Below are 19856 nucleotides of genomic sequence, written 5' to 3' on the forward strand. Positions count from 1 at the left end.
GAAGGTTTCGCGCGGAGCCGGCAGCGGGCGGCGGCGCCCGGCCGGATCAACGCGCAGGCAACTCAGGAGACAACTCGCATGAACGACACCGCTGGCGCGCCGGACCCCGGCACATCCAACATCCCCGACAGCCGGGGCATCAATTTCTTCACCGCCGACACCGACCTCGGCGCGTTGCTGAAGCTGCACCTCGGCGATGCGCACTATGCCGAACTCGAGCCGCAACTGCGCGCGCTCGGGGCACGCGTGTCCGGCGAACTCGACGAATGGGCATCGCGCGCGGACAAGCATCCGCCCGTGCTCGAGCATCGCAACCGGCGCGGCGAGGCCGTGCAGCGGATCGACAAGGATCCCGCGTATGTCGCGCTCGAACGCGTTGCGTATGCGGAGCTCGGGCTCGCGTCGATGAGCCACGGGGCGCAATCCGTGCCGCCGCTCGTCAAGTACGCGCTGACGTTCCTGTTCGTGCAGGCGGAGTTCGGGCTGTGCTGCCCGGTCAGCATGACCGACTCGCTGACGCGCACGCTGCGCCGCTTCGGCGATCCGGCGCTCGTCGCGCGTTATCTGCCGATGCTCGCGTCGCGCGACTTCGACACGCTGTACCAGGGGGCGATGTTCATGACCGAGCAGGCGGCCGGCTCCGACGTCGCGCGGATCGCGACGCGCGCCGCGCGCGAGACGGACGCGCACGGCGGGACCGTCTGGCGCCTGACCGGCGACAAGTGGTTCTGCTCGAACGCGGATGCCGACCTCGCGATGGTGCTCGCGCGGCCCGACGGCGCGCCGGACGGCATCAAGGGCCTCGCGCTGTTCCTGCTGCCGAAGACGCTGCCCGACGGCACGCGCAACCGCTACCGGATCGTGCGCCTGAAGGACAAGCTCGGCAGCCGTTCGATGGCGAGCGGCGAGATCGTGCTCGACGGTGCGCAGGCCTGGCTGATCGGCGAGATCGGCCGCGGCTTTCACCAGATGGCCGACATGATCAACATGTCGCGGCTGTCGAACGGCGTGCGCGCGGCGGGGCTGATGCGGCGCGCGCTGAACGAGGCGCTGCACGTCGCCGCGCATCGCGAGGCGTTCGGCCGCAAGCTGATCGAGATGCCGCTGATGCAGCGCCAGCTGATGAAAATGCTGCTGCCGGCCGAGGCTGCCCGCGCGATGTTCATGCAGATCGCGTTGCTGCTGCCGCAGGCCGACGCCGGTGACGAGCAGGCCGCGCGCTGCGTGCGGATCCTGACGCCGCTGATCAAGTTCCGCGCGTGCCGCGATGCGCGCCGCGTGACGGGCGATGCGATGGAAGTGCGCGGCGGCACCGGCTACATCGAGGAATGGAGCGATGCACGGCTCGTGCGCGATGCGCATCTCGGCTCGATCTGGGAAGGCACGAGCAACATCGTCGCGCTGGACGTTGCGCGGGCCGCGCAGCGCGAGCACGCACTCGATGCGCTGCGCGCGTTCCTCGGCGACCGGCTCGGCGCGGCACCGCTGCCCGACGCGAGCCGCGCGGCGCTGCGGCGCATCCTCGCGCGCGCATGCGATGCACTGGCGCGAGTCGCGGCGGACGGCGACGACGCGCACGTGCGGCAGGCCGCGTCCGCGCTGTACTACGCGAGCGCGGCCGTGGTGATGGCCTGCGAGGGCGTGCGGCTCGCGCCGGATTTCCGGCGTCTCGCGCTCGCGCACCTGCTCGTGCGCCACAAGCTGCTGCCGGTCGATCCGCTCGCGCCGGCGTTGCGCGACGACGAGTCGGCCGCGTTCGATGCGTTGCTGCGCGGCACGCCGGTCGCGCTCGACACGGCGCTCGACCTGCTGCCGGAGGTCGAACGATGAGCGCAACGAACGTAACGAACGTAACGCGCGCGTCACGCGGTGCGCTGGACGGCCTGAAAGTCGTCGACCTGAGTCGTGTGCTCGGCGGCCCGTACTGCACGCAGGGGCTCGCCGACCACGGTGCGACGGTGGTCAAGATCGAGCCGCCCGCCGGCGACGAAACACGCGGCTGGGGGCCGCCGTTCCTCGGCGACACGGCCTGGTACTTCATGGGCGTCAACCGCAACAAGGAAGGGCTGGCGCTCGACCTGTCGCGCGACGAAGGGCGCGCGATCCTGTGGCGCCTGCTGGAAGAGGCCGACGTGCTGGTCGAGAACTTCAAGCCCGGCACGCTCGCGCGCTGGGGGATGGACTATGCGCGCGACCTGCAGCCGCGCTTTCCGCGCCTGATCCATTGCGCGGTGACGGGCTTCGGCGACGACGGCCCGCTCGGCGGGCTGCCCGGCTACGACGCGGTGATCCAGGCGATGGCCGGGTTGATGAGCGTCAACGGCGAGCGCGACGGCGACGCGACGCGCATCGGCCTGCCGATCGTCGACATGGTCACGGGGCTCAACGCGCTCGCCGGCATCCTGCTCGCACTCGCGGAGCGCGAGAAAAGCGGGCAGGGGCAGTCGATCGACATCGCGCTGTACGACTGCGGTGTATCGCTGCTGCATCCGCACCTGCCGAACTTCTTCGGCTCCGGGCGCGTGCCGGAGCGCAGCGGCAACGCGCATCCGAACATCGCGCCCTACGACAGCTACCGCACGGCGACCGTGCCGATCTTCCTCGCGGTCGGCAACGACCGGCAGTTCGCGCGGCTCGTCGCGCATCTCGGTGCGCCGGCGCTCGCGGGCGACGCGCGCTTCGTCGATAACCGCAGCCGCTGCGCGCACCGGCCCGCGCTGAAGGCCGAACTGGAAGCGCGGCTCGCCGCGCACGCGTGCGAGCCGCTCGCGCGCGATCTGATGGCGGCCGGCGTGCCGTGCGGGCCGGTGCGGACGGTGGCCGAGGTCGCGCACGATCCGCATGCGCTGCACCGTAACCTGTTCGTCGAGATCGGCGCGTATCGCGGCACGGCGTCGCCGGTGAAGCTGTCGCGCACGCCGGCCACCTATCGGTCGGCACCGCCCGCGCTTGGCCGCGACACGCGCGCCGTGCTTGACCGGCTCGGCGTCGATCGTGCGCTTCAGCAGCAACTGCTCGACGCCGGCGTGCTGAAAACGGCGCCGGACCCGGCGCCCGGCTGACATCACGCCGCCGGCCGGCGGCGCGATGCCGGCCAGCCGGGAAAGGCGCGCGCGAGTCGCGCCCCCGATCACCCAACAGGAGACATCGATGAGCCGTCCGCAATCCCCGAGCGCCGCGCTGCCGCGGCCTGGCCGCGCCGCCTTCGCGGCGTTCGTCGGCACCACGATCGAGTGGTACGACTTCTACATCTACGGCACGGCCGCGGCGCTCGTGTTCGGCAAGGTGTTCTTCGCGAGCACGATGGACCCGGGCGTCGCGACGCTGCTCGCGTTCGTCACGTTCTGGGCCGGTTTCGCCGCGCGGCCGCTCGGCGGCATCGTGTTCGGGCATCTCGGCGATCGCGTCGGCCGCAAGACCGCACTCGTGATCACGCTGGTGATGATGGGCCTGGCGACGACCGGCATCGGCCTGCTGCCCGGCTATGCGCAGATCGGCGTCTGGGCGCCGGCCGGCCTCGTCGTGCTGCGCGTGCTGCAGGGCATCGCGGTCGGCGGCGAGTGGGGCGGCGCGGTGCTGATCGCGAGCGAAAACGCGCCGAAGCACCGCAGCATCCTGTATGCGGCGTTCGCGCAGCAGGGCTCGCCCACCGGCAACCTGCTCGCCACCGCCGCGTTCTTCGCGCTGAGCGCGCTGCCGACGCCGTCGTTCCTGACGTGGGGCTGGCGCATTCCGTTCCTGCTGTCGGCCGTGCTCGTGATCATCGGCATGGTGATCCGGCTGAAGCTCGAGGAATCGGCCGACATGCAGCGCGTGCTCGCGCGCAAGCGCACGGTGAAGCTGCCGCTGCGCGACGTCTTGCGCGATCACTGGGTGGTCGTGCTGCTCGCGGCCGGCACCTTGCCCGTGATCAACGTCACGTATTTCCGCAGCACGTTCGCGCTGTCGTGGGCGACGAAGGAGCTCGGCTACGCGCAGGGCACGTTCCTCGGCATCCTGTCGATCTCGCTCGTCGTGCAGTTCCTGATGCAGCCGGTCGGCGCATGGTTCGTGTCGAAGGTCGACATGCGGCGCGCGATGTGCTGGATCCTGATTCCGGAAATCGTGCTGATGCCGGTGATGTTCCATGCGCTCGCGACGCGTTCGTACGGGGTCGCCGTCGCGGGCATGTGCATCTCGACGATTCCGTCGGCGATGTTCTACGGCGCGGTCGGCGGCGTGCTCGCGCGCGTGTTTCCGGCGAACATCCGCTATACGGGCCTGTCGCTCGCGTACCAGTTGAGCGCGCTGGTCGTCGGCGGCGGCACGCCGGTGCTCGCGCAGGCGATCCTCAACGCGACGGGCAGCATCGTCGGCGTCGCGGTCGCATCGGGGCTCTACGCGCTCGTGTCGCTCGTCTGCATGCTGGCGTTGCTGAACCGCACCGGCTATCGCGCCGACGAACTGTCGACGGCCGAACGCAGCGATGCGGCGGAATGGGGCACCGAAGGCGGCAGCGCCGACAGCGCGAGCGGCGGCGCGCAACAGCCGGGCGACGGCGGCACGCTGAAACCGGCGGGTTGACGCACGCCGGGCGCATGCGCCCGAAAGAAAAACGGCACCGTGCGGGACACGGTGCCGTTGTTCGTCGGATCATGCGGCCGCGCTGCCGGCGCCGCGCGTCACGTCATCAGCCTTCCGTCGGCGGCACGTAGCCGGACGCCTGGTCCGCGCCGTCGCCGAAGAAGTATTTTTCGGTCTGCTTCATCAGGTACTGGCGCGCACGCGGGTCGGCCATGTTCAGGCGGTTTTCGTTGATCAGCATCGTCTGCTGCTTGAGCCAGCCCTGCCATGCTTCCTTCGAGACGCTCTCGTAAATGCGCTTGCCGAGTTCGCCCGGCAGCGGCGGGAAATCGAGGCCTTCGGCTTCCTTGCCGAGCTTCGCGCATTGGATCATTCGAGCCATCGTGTACTTCTCCTGTAATCGAACTGGGGGGAGGGCAGTCGTGCCTGCGCTCAGAGCTGCTTCATCAGCACGAGCGACTTGCGCTGCCAGTTATAGAGTTTGCGACGGTCTTCCGGCAGGTCGTCGACACTGACCTTGACGAAGCTGCGCTTGAGGAACCAGTGCTCGGTGCGCGTCGTGAGCACGAAGATGTGCGTGAGGCCGCGCGCGCGGGCGCGCTGCTCGATGCGCTTGAGCAGGCGTTCGCCGTCGCCCGAGCCCTGCGCTTCCGGCGCGACCGTCAGGCACGCCATCTCGCCGATCTTCTCCTGCTGGTACGGGTACAGCGCCGCGCAGCCGAACAGCACGCCATCGTGCTCGATCACCGAGAAGTGGTCGATGTCGCGTTCGATCTGGTGGCGGCCGCGTCGCACCAGCGTGCCGTCGGTCTCGAGCGGCTCGATCAGCGACAGGATGCCGCCGACGTCGTCCGGCGTCGCCTCGCGCAGGCTTTCGAGGTTCTCGTACGAGATCATCGTGCCGACGCCGTCGTGCAGGAACAGTTCGAGCAGCATGCTGCCGTCGAGCGATTGCGGAATCAGGTGCGCCCGCGTCACGCCGCCGCGGCACGCGCGGATCGAGTGCTTCAGGAAGAACGCGTCGTCGCCCTGGATGTTGCCGGAATCGAGCAACTCGGCCGCCGCGTCGAGCGACATTTCGCGGATCAGCCCGCCTTCGTCGTCGACGATGCCCGGCGCTTCGGTCAGGAAGATGATCTTGTCGGCGCGCAGCGCGATCGCGGCCGCCGACGCGACGTCTTCCATCGACAGGTTGAACGCCTCGCCGGTCGGCGAGAAACCGAGCGGCGACAGCAGCACGAGCTTGCGGCTCGCGAGCGAATGACGGATCGATTCGGCGTCGATCTTGCGCACGATGCCCGTATGCGCGAAATCGACCCCGTCGAGAATCCCCACCGGCCGTGCCGTGACGAAGTTGCCCGACACGACGCTGATGTGCGCGTGCGCCATCGGCGAGTTCGGCAGACCCTGGCTGATCGCGGCCTCGATGTCGAGACGCACTTCGCCGGCCGCTTCCTTCGCGGATTCGAGCGCGCGCGCATCGGTGATGCGCAGGCCGTGCGAAAACTCGGATTCGACACCGTGCAGGCTCAACTGCTCCTCGACCTGCGGGCGCGAGCCGTGCACGAGCACGATCTGGATGCCCATCGCCTGCAGCAGCGCGATGTCGGACACGAGCGCGTTCAGCAGCCCCTGCTGCACCACCTCGCCGCCGAACCCCACGACGAACGTGCTGTTGCGGAACTTGTGGATATAGGGCGCGACGGAGCGCATCCAGTCGACGAATTGCGCGTGGCTGGCGGCCGAATCGTCGGCGGCCGGCGGCGTCGCGGCGCTGGTCTGGGCGGGGGGGAGGTCGGTTTGGGAATTCATGGGCGGGATTATAATGCGCCCCCATGTCGAATGTTTCTAAAAGTCCCGCGCCGACGCGGGCCAATACGCCGTCGGCCAGGCACCCGGATGGTGCGGCCGACGCACGCGGGCAGCAGGGCCAGCCGCCGCGCCAGCAGCAGGGCCAGCCGGCGGCCCCGCCGGCACACGCACCGCGCGGGCCGCGCGGCGACGAACGGCGCGGCGACGCGCGCCAGCCGGCCGCGAAGGGCGTACCGCAGGCATCGGGCGAGCGCGCCCCGCGCCGCGAGCGTCCGCCGCGAGCGGTCGTCGCGCCGAATCCCGTCCCGCCGATCACGTACCCCGAAAGCCTGCCCGTGTCGGGCAAGCGCGACGAAATCGCGCGCGCGATCGCCGGTCATCAGGTCGTCATCGTCTGCGGCGAAACGGGTTCGGGCAAGACCACGCAGTTGCCGAAGATCTGTCTCGATCTCGGCCGCGGCCTCGGCGCCGGCGGCACGGGCCTGATCGGCCATACCCAGCCGCGCCGGCTCGCCGCGTCGTCGACCGGTCGCCGGATCGCCGAGGAACTCGGCACGCCGTTCGGCGAGGTGGTCGGCTACAAGGTGCGCTTTACCGACAATCTCGCGCCGGGCGCGTCCGTGAAGCTGATGACGGACGGCATCCTGCTCGCCGAGACGCAGACCGACCCGCTGCTGAAGGCGTACGACACGCTGATCATCGACGAGGCGCACGAGCGCAGCCTGAATATCGATTTCCTGCTCGGCTACCTGAAGGAAATCCTGCCGAGGCGGCCGGACCTGAAGCTGATCGTCACGTCCGCGACGATCGACGCCGATCGCTTCGCGCGCCATTTCGGCACCGACGAGCGCCCGGCGCCCGTGATCGAGGTGAGCGGGCGGCTGTATCCGGTCGAGATGCGTTACCGCCCGGTGGCCGAGGATCGCCCGGCCGTGAAGCATGCCGAAGGCACGGGCGGCCGCGACCGGGTGAAGACCGCGCGCGAAGCCGAGCGCGACCTGATGGACGCGATCGTCGACGCGGTCGACGAGCTGTGCCGCGAGGGCCCCGGCGACGTGCTGGTGTTCCTGCCCGGCGAGCGCGAGATCCGCGAGGCGGCCGAGGCGCTGCGCAAGCACCATCCGCCGCACACCGAGATCCTGCCGCTGTTCGCGCGGCTGTCGGCGGCCGACCAGGACAAGGTGTTCAAGGCGTCGAACGCGCGCAGGATCGTGCTCGCGACCAACGTCGCCGAAACCTCGCTGACAGTGCCGGGCATCCGCTACGTGGTCGACACCGGCCTTGCGCGCGTGAAGCGCTATTCGTACCGGAACAAGGTCGAGCAGCTGCAGGTCGAGTCGATCTCGCAGGCGGCCGCGAACCAGCGCGCGGGCCGCTGCGGCCGCGTGGCCGACGGCGTCTGCATCCGCTTGTACGAGGAAAGCGACTACCAGGCGCGCGCGCGCTTCACCGATCCGGAAATCCTGCGCTCGTCGCTCGCGTCGGTGATCCTGCGGATGAAGTCGCTGCACCTGACGGCGATCGAATCGTTCCCGTTCCTCGAACCGCCGCCCGGCCGCGCGATCGCGGACGGCTACCAGTTGCTCAACGAGCTCGGCGCGGTCGACGACGACAACGCGCTGACGCCGCTCGGCCGCGAACTCGCGCGGCTGCCGCTCGATCCGCGCGTCGGCCGGATGATTCTCGCCGCGCGCGACCAGCAGTCGCTGCGCGAGGTGCTGATCATCGCGAGCGCGCTGTCCGTGCAGGACCCGCGCGACCGGCCGATCGACGCGCAGGAGCAGGCCGACCAGGCGCACCGCCGGTTTGCCGACGAGCGTTCCGAATTCCTGCAGTGGCTGAAGATCTGGGCATGGTTCGAAGAGGCCGTCGCGCACAAGAAGTCGAACCGCCAGCTCGTCGACGCGTGCCGCCAGAATTTCCTGTCGCACCTGCGGCTGCGCGAATGGCGCGACGTCCATTCGCAGTTGCTGACCGTCGTGCGCGAGCACGGCTGGCGCCTGAACGAAGTCGAGGCGACCTACGAACAGGTCCATCTGGCCCTGTTGACGGGGCTGCTCGGCAACCTCGGCCTGAAGGCCGACGACGATCCGCACTATCTCGGCGCGCGCGGCATCAAGTTCTACCTGTGGCCGGGCTCCGCGCTCGCGAAGAAGGCCGGCCGCTGGGTGATGGCGGCCGAGCTCGTCGAGACGAGCCGGCTGTACGCGCGCTGCCTCGCGAAGATCGAGCCCGAATGGGTCGAGAAGATCGGCGCGCACCTGCTGAAGAAATCGCTGTCGGAGCCGCACTGGGAAAAGCGCCCGGCGCAGGTCAGCGCGTACGAGCGCGCGACGCTGTACGGGCTGCCGATCTACCACCGCCGGCGCGTCGCGTTCGGCAAGCAGGATCCGGCGCGTGCCCGCGAGCTGTTCATCCGTGGTGCGCTGGTCGAAGGCGAGTTCGACACGAAGCTCGCGTTCTTCGCGCACAACCGCAAGCTGCTCGCCGACATCGAGCAGCTCGAGCACAAGTCGCGCCGTCAGGACGTGCTGGTCGACGACGAGCTGATCTACGCGTTCTACGACCAGGCGATTCCCGAGGGGATCTACACGGGCGCGGCGTTCGAGCGCTGGTATCGCGACGAAGTGAAGAAGGGCGGCCAGCCCGAGGACAAGCTGCGGCTGCTGTACCTGTCGCGCGACGACCTGATGCGCCACGAGGCGGCCGGCGTGACGACCGAGCTGTTCCCGAAGCGCGCGACGATGGCCGGCGTCGAGATGGCCCTCACGTACCACTTCGAGCCCGGCACGCCGCGCGACGGCGTGACGCTCGCGGTGCCGCTGTACGCGCTGAACCAGGTCGATGCGCGCCGCTGCGAGTGGCTCGTGCCGGGGATGCTGAAGGAAAAGGTGCAGCTGCTGCTGAAGTCGCTGCCGCAGAAGCTGCGCCGGCACTGCGTGCCGCTGCCCGAATACGCGGCCGGCTTCGTCGAGCGGATGGGGCGCGAGCGCTTCGGTGCGGGCGGGCTCGTCGAGGCGCTGATCGCCGACGTGCGCGGCGAGACGCAGGTCGCGATGAAGACGGCCGACTTCAAGCTCGAGACGCTGCCCGCGCACCTGTTCATGAATTTCAAGGTGATCGACGAGCACGGCCGCCAGCTGGCGATGGGGCGCAATCTCGCGCAGCTTCGCCAGGAGCTCGGCGCGCAGGCGCAGCAGCAGTTCCAGAAGATCGCGGCGGCGTCGACGATCGCGACGGGCGGCGATGCCGATGCGGGCCAGCCGGTCGGCCAGGCGCCGGCGGCGGCCACGGCCGGTGCCGCCGGCCGTAACGCGAAGGCAGGCAAGGGCGCGGCGCCGCAGACGGCCGCGCCGGCGGAAGCCGGCGCGACGGCGCTGTACGAGAACCTGACGACGTGGAATTTCGGCAAGCTGCCCGAGCTGCTGGAAATCCGCCGGCGCGGCCAGACGCTGTACGGCTACCCGGCGCTCGTCGACCGCGGCACGCATTGCGACGTCGAGGTGTTCGATTCGCCGGAGGAGGCCGCACGCATCCACCGGGCCGGCTTGCGGCGGCTGTTCGCGCTGCAGCTGAAGGAGCCGATCAAGTTCCTCGAGAAGAACCTGCCGGGCCTGCGCGAGATGGCGATGCAGTACATGTCGCTCGGCACGCAGGACGAGTTGCGCGACCAGCTGATCGATACGGCGCTCGACCGCGCGTGCCTGCAGGACCCGCTGCCCGACGACGACGCAAGCTTCCATGCGCGCCGCGACGAGGGCCGGAGTCGCCTGAACCTGCTCGCGCAGGAAATCGCGCGGCTGGTCGGCCAGATCCTCGCCGAATACGCGGGGCTCGTGAAGAAGCTCGCGCAGGCGAAGCCGTTCGCGCAGGCCCATGCGGACCTGCAGCAGCAGCTCGCCGCGCTGGTCGGCAAGCGCTTCGTGATCGACACGCCTTACGCGCAGCTTGCGCATTTCCCGCGCTACCTGAAGGGCATCGCGCTGCGCGTCGACAAGCTGAAGGCCGATCCGGCGCGCGACGCGAAGCAGTCGGCCGACCTGCTGCCGCTTGTCCAGCAGTACCAGCGCGCGGTGTCGCAGCGCGGCGGCGTCGCCGATGCGCGGCTCGCGGAATTCCGCTGGCTGCTCGAAGAACTGCGGATTTCGCTGTTCGCGCAGGAACTGCGCACGCCGATGCCTGTCTCTGTCAAGCGTCTGCACAAGGTCTGGGAGTCGATGCAGCGCTAGCGCAACATCGGCGTCCCGGGCCCGCCGCGGCGGACGGCCCCGGCCGGCCGTACGGTGCCTGCCGCGGCGGCTCGTCCGGCCGCCGCGGCGTGCGTCGAAGTGGCGCAATACCGACCGCCGTCAACCGGCGCGGCCGGTTGAACGTTTTACAATGACGGTTGTTCCTCGACGTGAGTCTTCATGCGCACTTTCCTTTCCCTCGGCCGCACGCTCGCGCTGGCCGCCGCCGTACTGGCGCCCGCCGCACACGCGAATAACGTGATCGTCCTCAACTCGGCCGAAGCGACGCTTTCCCTGATCGACCAGCAGACCCGCGAGGTCGTCAGCACGATGCCGACCGGCAAGGAGCCGCATCACCTGATGGCGACGCCCGACAATGCGTCGCTGATCGTCGCCAATTCGGTCTCGAACAGCCTGATGTTCCTCGATCCGAAGACGGGCAAGCTGCAGCGCACCGTCGAAGGGATCGACGATCCTTACCAGCTCGGCTTCTCGCCGGACCGCAAATGGTTCGCGGCGGCCGGCCTGCGGCTCGACCGCGTCGACATCTACGGTTACGACGGCCGCGACCTGCACCTCGTGAAGCGCGTGCCGCTCGCGGTGATGCCCAGCCACCTCGCATTCACGAAGGACAGCAAGACGCTGCTCGTGTCGCTGCAGGTGTCCGGCGAGATCGCGGCGATCGACCTGCCGACGCAGACGGTCAAGTGGAAGATGAAGGTCGGCAAGGTGCCGGCCGGCCTGTGGCTCACGCCGGACGACAAATTCCTGCTGGTCGGGATGACGGGCGCGGATTACGTCGCGGTCGTCGACTGGCGCAACCAGAAGGTCGTCAAGCAGATCTACACCGGCAAGGGCGCGCACAACTTCCGCTCGCTCGCCGACGGCACGCACGTCGCGGTGACGAACCGCGTCGCGAACACGATCAGCATCATCGACGAGAACACGCTCACCAACGTCGGCGACATCACCGGCCTGCTGCCGGGCCCCGACGACATGGAACTGTCCGCCGACAAGAAGACGCTGTGGGTGACGTTCCGCTTCGCGAAGAAGGTCGGGATCATCGACCTGGCGTCGCGCAAGCTGGTGCAGACGATCGCCGTCGGCCGCTCGCCGCACGGCATCTACTTCTACGACCGCGCGCCGTGGAAGGCGGCGAACGGCGCGTGACGGGCGGAGGCGAGCGATGCTGCACCTGATCGATGCGTTCGTGTCGGACATCCAGACCTGGCTGTACGTCGACGTCGTGCAGCCGCTCCTCTTCAAGTTCAACCTGATGGACTATGACGAGGACACCTACGACGCGCTGTACTGGGTGATCATCGGCGCGTTGCAGATGGTGCTGATGTTCGCGCTGCTGCGCCCGCTCGAGGCGCTGCTGCCGGTCGAACGCTGGAAAAACCGCCGCGCGGTGCGGGTCGACGTGATCTACACGGCGATCTCGAAGCTCGGCATCTACACGCTGTTCTTCTTCTTCGCGCTGCAGCCGGTGTTCGACAGCTTCCAGTCCTGGCTGCGCCTGCACGGCGTCGCGAACGTCAATCTCGACTACCTGTGGCCGGGCGTGACCTCGCAGCCGATCGTCGCGTTCGCGATCTACCTCGTCGTGCTCGACTTCGCCGGCTACTGGTATCACCGCTGGCAGCACAAGTTCGGCATCTGGTGGGAGCTGCACGCGGTCCATCACAGCCAGCGGCAGATGTCGCTGTGGTGCGACGACCGCAACCACCTGCTCGACGACGTGATCCAGTCGTGCTTTTTCGCGGCGATCGCGCTCGTGATCGGCGTGACGCCGTCGCAGTTCGTCGTGCTGACCGCGTTCACGAACTTCATGCAGAGCATCCAGCATACGAATGCGCGCCTGTCGTTCGGCTGGCTCGGCGAGCGCCTGCTCGTCAGCCCGATCTTCCATCGGCGCCACCATGCGGTCGGCTACGGTCACGAAGGCACCAAGTACGGCTGCAACTTCGGCGTGCTGTTCCCGTGGTGGGACATGATGTTCGGTACCGCGTCGTGGAGTCGCACGGTCGAGCCGACCGGCATCCGCGAGCAGGTCGAGGGCGTGTCCTACGGCGACGGCTTCTGGTCGCAGCACGGCCTCGCGTTCATGCGGATCTTCCGGCGTCTGTTCCCCGCGAAGCGCGGCGCGGCGTCGGCCTGACGCGATCCCGCTCCCGTTGAACGGCATTCCTACACGGCCCGCATGCGCTTCGGCGCATGCGGGCCGTGTGGTTTATCCTTTCCCCGTTTTTCTCCGTCGATACAGGTTCGCATGAACGACTTGCTGCGCTCCTTCGTCCGGGCGATCGCCAGCGCGCTGCACCCGCGCATGCTGTGGCTCACCCTGATGCCGTTCGTCGTCTCGGCGCTGCTGTGGGGCGCCGTGCTGTGGTTTTCGTGGCAGACGCTGCTGGATCTCGCGCGCGGCGCGCTCGACGGCTTCGTGCTGACGGCCGCGCTGTATCGCGCGTTCGACGCGATCGGCATGTCGCAGCTGCAAGCGGTCGTCGCGCCGTTCGTGGTCGTGTCGCTCGCGATTCCGCTGATCGTGCTGACCGTGCTGCTGCTGATCGCGACGATCTCGATGCCGGTCGTGATCAAGCACCTGTCGAACCGGCAGTTCGCGGCGCTCGAGCCGAAGCGGGGCGGTACCTTCTTCGGCAGCGTGTTCAATTCGCTCGGCGCGGCGCTGGTCGGCGTCGTGCTGCTCGTCGTCACGATCCCGCTGTGGCTGATCCCGCCGTTCTTCGCGCTGCTGCCGCCGGTGATCTGGGGCTGGCTCACGTACCGCGTGATGACCTACGACGCGCTCGCGCTGCACGCGAGCCGCGACGAGCGCCGCGCGCTCGTGCGCCGCCACCGCTGGCCGCTGATCGGCATCGGCGTCGCGACCGGGCTGCTCGGCACCGTACCGACCTTCGTATGGGTGTCGTCGGTCTGGATGATGGTGCTGTTTCCATTCGTCGCGGCGGCCATGATCTGGGTTTACGCTTTCATCCTCGTCTTCTCGGCGCTGTGGTTCGGGCACTACTGCCTGCGCGCGCTGGAGGACCTGCGCGCGAGTGCGCGCGCCACCGCAATCGACATGGGGCAGGCATGAGCATCGGCATCATCATCATCGGCGACGAAATCCTTTCGGGCCGGCGGCAGGACAAGCATCTGGCGAAGGTCATCGAACTGCTCGGCGCGCGCGGCCTCGCGCTCGACTGGGCCGAATACGTCGGCGACGATCCGGCGCGCATCACGGCGACGCTCGCGCGTGCGATCGCGTCGGGCGACATCGTGTTCTCGACGGGCGGAATCGGCGCGACGCCGGACGACCACACGCGCCAGTGCGCGGCCGCCGCGCTCGGCGTGCCGCTCGAACTGCATCCGGAAGCGAAGGTGCTGATTTCGGAGCGGATCCGCGAAACGCATACCGATCCGGCCACGCCGGTCGACTTCGATTCGCCGGAGAACCAGCACCGCTTCAACATGGGCGTGTTTCCGGCGGGCGCGACCATCATCCCGAACGGCTATAACCGCATTCCCGGTTTTTCGGCCGGCGACCTGCACTTCGTGCCGGGTTTCCCGGTGATGGCCTGGCCGATGATCGAATGGGTGCTCGACACGAAGTACGCGCACCTGCATCACGCGACGCCGCACGCGGAGCGCTCGCTGTACGTGTTCGAGCTGCCGGAATCGACGCTCACGCCGCTGATGGAGCGCATCGAGCGCGATTTCCCGGGCGTGCGCGTGTTCAGCCTGCCGAGCGTCGGCGATGCGGAGCGCGGCGGCATCTATGCGCGCCGTCACATCGACCTCGGCGTGAAGGGCGAGCCGGAAGCCGTCGCGGCCGCGTTCGTGAAGCTGCGCGAAGGCGTGCACCTGCTCGGCGGCGACGTCGTCGAGCCCGATACGCCGCGCGCCTGAGCGGCCCGCCACGCGGCCGCAAAAAAAGCACGGGCCGCGCAACGCGGCCCGTCATCGGCATGTCATCGCCCGGCTCGACGATGAGGCTGTCGCCGCCGAGCGTCGTGCTTCGTCAGGCGCCGATCCACGGCAGTTTGCGGAAGCACCAGCCGTCGACCGTCTTGCGGTGGCCTTCGGCGTCCTTGGCGCCCTCGAAGCCTTCGAGCAGGTCGAACGCCTTCGTGAAGCCGGCCTGCGCGGACGCGACCGCGGCGAGCTTCGAGCGCGCGGCGCTGCGGCACAGGAACAGGATCGGCGTATCGGCCGGGAGGGCCGCCTTCAGTTCGTTGACGAATTCGGCGTTCGGCACGCCGCCCGGGTAGCGCGTCCATTCGAGGTGCAGGTACTGGCCGTCACCGACGAGCGGGCGGCCGATCCAGTCGAGTTCGGCGCGCGTGCGCACGTCGACGAGGCGCGCGGACGGGTCGAGCTGCAGCAGTTCGAATGCCTCGACCGGCAGCAGCGCGCCGGCGTAGTTGAGCGCGCCTTGTGCGCGGCGTTCGTCGGCCTTCGCGTAAAGCTGGTCGAGCGTACTCATGGCAGGGAGTCTCCGTATCGGTCAAACGAACATTCTAGCGCGGCGTCGCGGTACGGACGCCCGTCTACCGACAGGCACATGCACCGCCACGCACTCACCAAAAGGGTGCAGAATGGCGTGCATGCACCAGAATGATTCCGCTGAGACGGCGCGCTGGCGTGATTGCACCGTTTCGGTGCGTTCGCGCGGCCGCCGGTGCGGTGGCCGGCCCCGGAATTGCGCAGCCGGGTCCCGCCGCGACGCGCTCCGGCGCGATTTACGTCGGTTTTGCGATGGCTGGCACGGATGCTGCTATATAGAATTCGGTCGAATCGGGGCGCGCTGCGCTAAAGCAAGACCCCGGTCAGCTCGATAAACGAGGCGGTTCCCAGTCCGCCGGAATTGTTCAATCAGGAGAAGAGGTTATGAGTAAAACCGTCGCCGACGTCATGCAGCTCGTGAAGGACGAGGACGTCAAGTTTGTCGATTTCCGCTTCACGGATACGCGCGGCAAGGAACAGCACGTGTCGGTGCCGGTTTCGGCGTTTGACGAAGACAAGTTCGAAAGCGGCCATGCATTCGACGGTTCGTCGATCGCGGGCTGGAAGGGCATCGAGGCGTCGGACATGCTGCTCATGCCGGACCCGAGCGCGGCCTTCGTCGACCCGTTCTACGAAGAGTCGACCCTCGTGCTGACCTGCGACGTGGTCGAGCCGGCAGACGGCAAGGGCTACGAGCGCGATCCGCGTTCGCTCGCGAAGCGCGGCGAAGCGTACCTGAAGAGCACGGGCATCGGCGACACGGCCTACTTCGGTCCGGAACCGGAATTCTTCATTTTCGACTCGGTCCAGTGGAACACGGACATGTCGGGCTGCTTCGTGAAGATCAACTCGGAAGAAGCACCGTGGTCGGCCGGCAAGGAATTCGAAGGCGGCAACACGGGCCACCGTCCGGGAACGAAGGGCGGTTACTTCCCGGTCGCGCCGGTCGACACGTTCCAGGACATGCGTTCGGAAATGTGCCTGCTGCTCGAACAGCTCGGCATCCCGGTCGAAGTGCACCACCACGAAGTGGCGGGCCAGGGCCAGAACGAAATCGGCACGAAGTTCTCGACGCTGGTGCAGCGCGCCGACTGGACGCAATGGTCGAAGTACATCATCCACAACGTCGCGCACTCGTACGGCAAGACGGCGACGTTCATGCCGAAGCCGGTCGTCGGCGACAACGGTTCGGGCATGCACGTTCACCAGTCGATCTGGAAGGACGGCCAGAACCTGTTCGCGGGCAACGGCTACGCCGGCCTGTCGGAACTGGCGCTGTTCTACATCGGCGGCATCATCAAGCACGCCCGTGCACTGAACGCGATCACGAACCCGACGACGAACTCGTACAAGCGTCTGGTCCCGCACTTCGAAGCACCGGTCAAGCTCGCTTACTCGGCACGCAACCGTTCGGCATCGATCCGCATTCCGCACGTGTCGAACCCGAAGGGCCGCCGCATCGAAACGCGCTTCCCGGATCCGATGGCGAACCCGTACCTGTGCTTCACGGCGCTGATGATGGCCGGGCTCGACGGGATCCAGAACAAGATCCATCCGGGCGAAGCCGCGGACAAGAACCTGTACGACCTGCCGCCGGAAGAGGATGCAAAGATCCCGACCGTCTGCGCGGGCCTCGACCAGGCACTCGAAGCGCTCGACAAGGATCGCGAGTTCCTGACGCGCGGCGGCGTGTTCACGGACGGCATGATCGACGCGTACCTCGCGCTGAAGGAGCAGGAGCTGGCGAAGTTCCGCATGACGACGCACCCGATCGAGTTCGAGATGTACTACTCGCTCTAATCGGCGATGGCGCGACGATTCAGCGCCATTTTGCCGGTTCGTTCCCGTCGCGCGGCCTGCGGCGGGAACGGCGGAGTCTGAAAGGGGACGGCGTCCAGCCGTCCCTTTTTTGTTCCGGTGATTTTCATTTTCTGGCCCGGTGAGGCGCGACAAGCACGCAGATGGTTCTGAAGAATCTGATCAAGGCGAAAACGGGGCAGCCCGAGCGACTGACGGACGACGAGCGGCTCGCGCGTTCGGGCCTGCTGGCGGGGCTGGAAGCGCTGCCGACGGTCGTGATCGTGCTCGACCGCAAGACGCTGCGGATCGCGTTCGCGAACCCGTCGGCGGAGGCGATGCTCGACATCTCGCGCCGGCAGCTCGCGCAGCGGCCGTGGGGCGAGATTTTTCCGAACGCGAACGAGCTGGCATCGACGATCACCGCGATCGGCGAGGAACGCTTTCACGCGACGCACCTCGATACCGTGCTCGACCGGCCCGGCCGCGAACCGCTGCATGTGCATGCGATCGTCGGCTTCCTCGAGTCGGCGCCCGATTTCGTGCTCGTCGAGCTGTTCGAGAACGAACGGCAGTCGCGTACCGACCGGGAAGAGCGCATCCACGACCTGACCGCGGTCAACAAGCAGCTGATCCGCAACCTCGCGCACGAGATCAAGAACCCGCTCGGCGGCATTCGCGGCGCAGCCCAGCTGCTCGAATTCGAACTGGGCGAGCGCGAGCGCGGCGAGTTGCGCGAATACACGCAGGTGATCATCAAGGAGTCCGATCGCCTGCAGACGCTCGTCGACCGGTTGCTGGAGCCGCATCGGCATCCGCACATCGTCGGCGACGTGAACATCCACGAAGTGTGCGAACGCGTGCGCGCGGTGATGCTCGCGGAGTTTCCGCGCGGGCTCACGATCGAGCGCGACTACGACGTGAGCGTGCCGGACCTGCGCGGCGACAAGGAGCAACTGATCCAGGCGCTGCTCAACATCGTGCGCAACGCGGCGCAGGCGCTGCGCGAGCGGATCGCGCAGGGCGACGCGAAGATCGAGCTGCGCACGCGCATCGCGCGCAAGATCACGATCGCGAAGCGCCTGTACCGGCTGGCACTGGACTTGCACGTGATCGACAACGGGCCCGGCATTCCGGACGAGATCCGCGACCGCATTTTCTATCCGCTCGTGTCCGGGCGAGAAGACGGCAGTGGTCTCGGCCTGACGCTCGCGCAGACTTTCGTGCAGCAGCACGACGGGATGATCGAGGTCGAAAGCCGGCCCGGACGTACCGAATTTCAGATTCTGCTGCCGCTCGACCATTGAGCGGCGACATTGCGATTCACCGGATTCACCCATACCTGACCGACCTATGAAGCCGATCTGGATAGTAGACGACGACCAATCGATCCGCTGGGTGCTTGAAAAGGCACTCGCCCGGGACAGCTTCGCGACGAAGAGCTTCGCGAACGTGCGCGATGCGCTGGCCGCGCTCGACCACGAGACGCCGCAGGTGCTCGTGTCCGACATCCGGATGCCGGGCGGCTCGGGCCTCGAGCTGCTGCAGGCGATGCACGAGCGGCTGCCGGGCTTGCCCGTCATCATCATGACGGCGTTCTCCGACCTCGACAGCGCCGTCGCGGCGTTCCAGGGCGGCGCGTTCGAATATCTCGCGAAACCGTTCGACGTCGACAAGGCCGTCGAGCTGATCCGCCGCGCGGTGGAGGAAAGCCTGCGCGGCGGCGCGCCGCAGGACGAGCGCGTCGCCGAGGCGCCCGAGATGCTCGGCCAGGCGCCCGCGATGCAGGACATGTTCCGCGCGATCGGCCGCCTGTCGCATTCGGCCGCGACCGTGCTGATCACCGGCGAATCGGGCACCGGCAAGGAGCTCGTCGCCCGGGCGCTGCATCGCCACAGCCCGCGCGCGAACGGCCCGTTCATCGCGCTGAACACCGCGGCGATTCCGAAGGACCTGCTCGAATCCGAGCTGTTCGGCCACGAGCGCGGCGCGTTCACCGGCGCGCAGACGACACGGCAGGGCCGTTTCGAGCAGGCCGAGAACGGCACGCTGTTCCTCGACGAAATCGGCGACATGCCGTTCGACCTGCAGACGCGCCTGCTGCGCGTGCTGTCGGACGGGCAGTTCTACCGCGTCGGCGGGCACAACCCGCTGCGCGCGAACGTGCGCGTGATCGCCGCGACCCACCAGAATCTCGAATCGCGCGTGCGGCAGGGGTTGTTCCGCGAGGACCTTTACCACCGGCTCAACGTGATCCGGCTGCGCCTGCCGCCGCTGCGCGAACGCAGCGAGGACATCGCGCTGCTCACGCGCCACTTCCTGCAGAAGAGCGCACGCGATCTCGGCGTCGAGCCGAAGCGCGTGTCTGACGACGCGCTCGCGTACCTGACGTCGCTGCCGTTTCCCGGCAATGTCCGGCAGCTCGAGAACCTCGCGAACTGGCTGACCGTGATGGCGCCCGCGCAGACGGTCGAGATCAAGGACCTGCCGCCCGATCTCGTGCCGGCCGGCGCGCCGGTCGTCGCGACGGGCGACGGCGCGGATGCGCCCGGCAGCGCGCCGGCCGTGCCGCCCGCGCTCGGTGCGGTGCCGGCGGCGAGCGCGCCCGTCGCGGCCGCGCCGAACGGCAGCGTGCCGAACGGCTATCCGCTGTGGGAGCATGGCCTGCGCACCGAAGTCGCGCGGCTGTTGCGCGAGAATTCGGCCGACGTGATGGACGAGCTCGCACGCCGTTTCGAGGCGGCCGTGATCCGCGAGGCGCTCGACTTCACGCGGGGCCGCAAGGTCGAGGCCGCGGAGCGCCTCGGTATCGGCCGCAACACGATCACGCGCAAGATCCAGGAACTCCACCTGGAGCCCTGAGCACGAATCGCGGCATGCGCGCGCGTCGCGCATGCCGCGATCGGACATAATCGCGGTTTGCACGCCGTTTGCCATTCCGCCGAT

At 68.3% G+C, this 19856-nt stretch carries 14 protein-coding genes; 11 read left to right on the top strand and 3 right to left on the bottom strand.

Translation table 11 applies throughout. From position 1 onward, the window contains the following. Positions 1 to 78: 78 nt before the first annotated feature. The 3 genes from HWX00_RS00225 (at position 79) to HWX00_RS00235 (ending at position 4563) form a co-directional block, all read left to right on the top strand. A complete protein-coding gene (locus HWX00_RS00225) occupies positions 79 to 1830 on the top strand; it encodes an acyl-CoA dehydrogenase family protein (protein WP_175028705.1) in 1752 nt (583 codons plus the stop codon). Beyond that, positions 1827 to 3062, top strand: coding sequence for a CaiB/BaiF CoA transferase family protein (locus tag HWX00_RS00230; protein ID WP_175028706.1), 1236 nt, complete (start codon positions 1827 to 1829; stop codon positions 3060 to 3062). The genes HWX00_RS00225 and HWX00_RS00230 overlap by 4 nt, the downstream gene beginning before the upstream one ends. 88 nt (positions 3063 to 3150) lie before the next feature. Then, complete coding sequence (locus HWX00_RS00235) at positions 3151 to 4563, top strand: MFS transporter (RefSeq protein WP_175028707.1); 1413 nt, start codon at positions 3151 to 3153, stop codon at positions 4561 to 4563. A 106-nt stretch (positions 4564 to 4669) separates the two neighbouring features. On the opposite strand, the gene HWX00_RS00240 is transcribed toward HWX00_RS00235, so the two are convergent. Together HWX00_RS00240 and argA are read right to left on the bottom strand one after the other, a co-directional pair. Beyond that, entirely contained in the window at positions 4670 to 4945 is a 276-nt protein-coding gene (locus tag HWX00_RS00240) for an oxidative damage protection protein (protein ID WP_006478357.1), read from the bottom strand. A gap of 50 nt (positions 4946 to 4995) precedes the next feature. Then, positions 4996 to 6375 carry an amino-acid N-acetyltransferase gene (argA, locus tag HWX00_RS00245; protein ID WP_175028708.1) on the bottom strand — a complete coding sequence of 460 codons (1380 nt, stop codon included), beginning with the start codon at positions 6373 to 6375 and terminating at the stop codon, positions 4996 to 4998. A gap of 23 nt (positions 6376 to 6398) precedes the next feature. On the opposite strand from argA, the gene hrpA reads away from it, so the two are divergent. From hrpA to HWX00_RS00270, 5 genes are all read left to right on the top strand, one after another. After that, the gene (hrpA, locus tag HWX00_RS00250; protein WP_175868081.1) at positions 6399 to 10604 is read left to right on the top strand and encodes an ATP-dependent RNA helicase HrpA; all 4206 of its coding nucleotides are present in this window, start codon (positions 6399 to 6401) and stop codon (positions 10602 to 10604) included. Between the two features lie 180 nt (positions 10605 to 10784). Further along, positions 10785 to 11774 (top strand): YVTN family beta-propeller repeat protein, encoded by a 990-nt coding sequence (locus HWX00_RS00255; protein ID WP_034188964.1) that lies wholly within the window; start codon positions 10785 to 10787, stop codon positions 11772 to 11774. A gap of 16 nt (positions 11775 to 11790) precedes the next feature. Continuing rightward, complete coding sequence (locus HWX00_RS00260) at positions 11791 to 12765, top strand: sterol desaturase family protein (protein ID WP_175027419.1); 975 nt, start codon at positions 11791 to 11793, stop codon at positions 12763 to 12765. A gap of 111 nt (positions 12766 to 12876) precedes the next feature. After that, positions 12877 to 13704, top strand: coding sequence for an EI24 domain-containing protein (locus tag HWX00_RS00265; RefSeq protein WP_175027420.1), 828 nt, complete (start codon positions 12877 to 12879; stop codon positions 13702 to 13704). Continuing rightward, positions 13701 to 14516 (top strand): competence/damage-inducible protein A, encoded by an 816-nt coding sequence (locus HWX00_RS00270; RefSeq protein WP_049034902.1) that lies wholly within the window; start codon positions 13701 to 13703, stop codon positions 14514 to 14516. The genes HWX00_RS00265 and HWX00_RS00270 overlap by 4 nt, the downstream gene beginning before the upstream one ends. Before the next feature lie 112 nt (positions 14517 to 14628). Here HWX00_RS00270 and HWX00_RS00275 read toward each other — a convergent pair whose 3' ends face one another. Then, positions 14629 to 15093, bottom strand: a complete 465-nt coding sequence (locus tag HWX00_RS00275; protein WP_006478364.1) for a rhodanese-like domain-containing protein — start codon at positions 15091 to 15093, stop codon at positions 14629 to 14631. 404 nt (positions 15094 to 15497) lie between these two features. Here HWX00_RS00275 and glnA point away from each other — a divergent pair, with 404 nt between their 5' ends. From glnA to ntrC, 3 genes are all read left to right on the top strand, one after another. Next, entirely contained in the window at positions 15498 to 16913 is a 1416-nt protein-coding gene (glnA, locus tag HWX00_RS00280) for a type I glutamate--ammonia ligase (RefSeq protein ID WP_017331833.1), read from the top strand. Between the two features lie 161 nt (positions 16914 to 17074). Next, a complete protein-coding gene (glnL, locus tag HWX00_RS00285; protein WP_034188960.1) occupies positions 17075 to 18217 on the top strand; it encodes a nitrogen regulation protein NR(II) in 1143 nt (380 codons plus the stop codon). 46 nt (positions 18218 to 18263) lie between these two features. After that, positions 18264 to 19772: a nitrogen regulation protein NR(I) gene (gene ntrC / locus HWX00_RS00290; RefSeq protein WP_175027421.1), complete on the top strand. Its 1509-nt coding sequence runs from the start codon at positions 18264 to 18266 to the stop codon at positions 19770 to 19772. Positions 19773 to 19856: the final 84 nt, after the last annotated feature.

It is taken from the genome of Burkholderia seminalis DSM 23518 (assembly GCF_902832885.1).
GTDB classification, from domain to species: Bacteria; Pseudomonadota; Gammaproteobacteria; order Burkholderiales; family Burkholderiaceae; genus Burkholderia; species Burkholderia seminalis.